Genomic DNA, 3103 nt, shown 5'->3' with positions numbered 1-3103 from the left:
AGGATCTATGAGAACCTCGATCTCGTGCGTACCCGTATCTTCCAGCGCGCTCGATGCCGTCGAAGCAAAGTGGGCCTCCGAGGCATCGTTGTCCTCAATGGTCAGAGTATGGGTGATTTGGCTTCCGTCGGTGTAAAATCGGTTAGCACCACCAGTGTACAGCGTCAGAATCACCGTCTCGTCAGACTCCCCCTCGGTGTCGTCAATAATATTGACCGGGATCTCCACCGAGGGCGCACCCAAAGGGACTCTAACCCAGAAGGAACTGGTATAGTCCTTCCCCGGAGTTGCTGTACCTTTCCGATTGTAACCCAATACGAAGGGAATTATCGCCGCAGGAGAAATGCGTACCTCAACATTGTGTGTCCCCTTGTCTTCTTTCGCACCTGATCTATCCAAAACAAAATCGACTTTTCCCCAGTCATCATCGTCCAAAATCGTCAGAGTATGGGTGCCTGGGCTTCCGACCATGTACCCTGTGGCGGGCGTCAACTTCAGAATCACCTTCTCGTCATCCTCAGGCCTAGAGTTGTCGACAATCGTGATCGGGATATCTACCGAGGGCGCATTCGCAGGAACTTGAACCACCTTGGGAATCGTGAAGTCGCTGCCCTGCCATGCCCGGCTTCCTTGCGTCGTATAGTTCAATGTAAAGCCACTAGCGGAAACAGGAGAAATATGTACCTTAACATGGCGGGTACCCGCGTCCTCCTTTACACGGTCCGCTACCAAATCAAAACGGGCCTTTGGAATATCGTCGTCCTTAATCGTCAGCGTATGCTTAATCTTGTGGAGACGTGTATGGTTCTCGGTCTTTTCAAGATTCAAGATCACCGTCTCGTCACCCTCAATCTCCATATCGTCAATAATCGTCAACGGGATCTTCACCGTGGACACATTCGCAGGGACTTGAACCGTCGTGGAATTTGTGTTATAGTCAAAACCTACGGTCGCTGTACCTTTCAGCGTGTAACTAAATGTAAATTCGGATTTGGGTACAGGAAAAATATCTACTCTCACTTTGTGGGGTGTAGTACCAACATTCTCGTCCACGCTGCTTTCACGTTCAATAAAACGGGGTATTGGCACAGTGTTGTCCACGATGGTCAACGTGTGTTGACTTGGGCTTCCCAAAGTGTACCCCAAGTGATTAGTCAGAGTCAGAATCACGGTCTCGTCACCCTCAATTTTGAAGTCTTTACGGATCATGACCGGGATCTTCACCTTGGTCTCATTCGCAGGGATCCAAACGAAAACGCTATTATCCATGGTGTAGTCTTGACCTTGCCTCGCTGTACCGCTAACCTCAAAGCACAATCTGAAACCCGACACGGGGGCAGGATTAATGGTTGCATCTATATAGTGTGTGCCATCGTTCTCGTTTGCCCTGTCCTCCGCCAAAACAAAATGAGCCGTAACCAAATTATTGTTCGTGATTGCAAGCGTATGTGCAGGTGGGTCATTGATCGCATATCCCGCACCATCTTCCAGCGTTAGAATCACCGTCTCGCGATGCTCATCCTCCCCGTCATCAACAATCTTGACCGGGATGCTTACCGAGTCCACACTCTCGGGCACCGAAACCATCGAGAAATTCTGGGTATTGTTCAGCAACTGTTCAAAATCACTCCACCGGTTACCTATTGAATCTACGGATGACACGTAGACCCTCGTGCCTGATTCCTCATGAGGAAAAAATGGAAAAACCAAGGTGGGGCTGCGTTGAGAAAATTCGCCTTCGCTCACGCGAATCGCTTCGAAAGGAGCGGTACGCGGTTCAGCAGAAAATAGCGTGGCCGCGGCGATAACGTCCTGCTCGCGTTCTTTGAGTGCCTGCAGGTTCAGACTTAATAAAACCTGGAACTCCACTTCGGTATGGGACTGAATTTGCTGTGCATGCACCTGAGCAAATACCACAATAGGAAAACACAACACCCAAAGACCAACGGAGTGCAGGGCATGCCGGATGCAGTCCCTGAAACGGTTCCCTCCAGCGAAAAGAAAAAATCCTGCGATTGTTTTCCTGCTGTCCATTCCCCTCTTGGTGTATGAATGCACGAACCGGCTGCTCTAGTATACGTAACTATCATCATAGAACCAAATTCAGGCTCTACCACGAATGTTGTGGATAGAGATCCAGCCCACCGCAGAAGAATAGAATTGCGACTCTGAAATTTTCAAATCTTCTGTATCCTCTTCCGATGGTTTTGATTTCTTGGATTTTGCCGTTCATTCGTTCTGCTTTGGCATTGGACTGTTCGTGACAAAGTGCATTACAGACTCCGTCAAAGTGTCGCAGAAACCTGTCGGCAACCTTAGTCATTTCCTTGACAGCCATCTCTTCCACACGACTCAACCAAAGTTCAAAATACTTCTTTGCTTCGGTGAGGGATGTACAGTGAAAGATCCCTTTGAATTCCTCTCGTAATCGCCAGGCGAGACTAACTTGGAGGTTGGATTCCTGAAAAACTTGGAAGACCTCGTCTTGTTGGTTCGTACGGTTCTCTTCATTCTTCAACCGTACATATCACGTGCCTTTCAACTCGGGATGGACCTTCACTTCTGGTCTACGCACCTTGTTGATGGATACATAAACTCTTTATGTAAGATCATTAGATTGGGCTAATTTCTCGGCCAATTCTTGCAATTCCTCCCACTCTTCTAATGTTTGTTCATCTACTGAAGACAATTCGATATCATATGGAAGCTTAAACAATTCCGAGGGTTCCATTTGAGATAATTCAGTCCACGGAATCCCGGAGATTTTTTCGATGAATCGTTGCCCCTTAGCCTCAAATTTATTTCGAATACGATTTTCGGAGTTGGTGCTTGGGGAAATACGTTCCAACTGTTCATTCAGGTTATCGACCTCGATTTCAGTAACGGCAGAATCGTTACAGCCGGTAACAAAGATGAGCGTGGCCATACCCATACTGGCAGTCAGGCAGGTGAATAGGACAGGAATCTGGAATCCCCAAACAAAAAGAAGTTCCATGTCTTGATGTGTTTCGGCGCGCGGGAGCCATTTCCTGCGCGTCAAAACATAAGTAGTGCCCGTCCGAAAATCCCCCATATTCGAAATTTTGAACGGTCTTGGCCATCA

Annotated in this window: 2 protein-coding genes and 1 pseudogene; all 3 read right to left on the bottom strand. The window is 48.1% G+C overall.

Going from position 1 to position 3103, the window contains the following annotated elements:
• On the bottom strand, positions 1-2034 hold a 2034-nt coding region (locus F4Y64_01010; GenBank protein MXX96180.1), incomplete at its 3' end, for a hypothetical protein.
• Positions 2035-2110: 76 nt separating this feature from the next.
• Positions 2111-2518 (bottom strand): annotated as a pseudogene (locus F4Y64_01005) (transposase).
• A gap of 81 nt (positions 2519-2599) precedes the next feature.
• A complete protein-coding gene (locus F4Y64_01000; GenBank protein ID MXX96179.1) occupies positions 2600-3073 on the bottom strand; it encodes a hypothetical protein in 474 nt (157 codons plus the stop codon).
• Positions 3074-3103 lie beyond the last annotated feature (30 nt).

The sequence above is a fragment of the Rhodothermaceae bacterium genome (assembly GCA_009838195.1).
Taxonomy (GTDB): Bacteria; Bacteroidota; Rhodothermia; order Rhodothermales; family Bin80; genus Bin80.
This window is presented reverse-complemented; position numbering and strand designations above follow the sequence as displayed.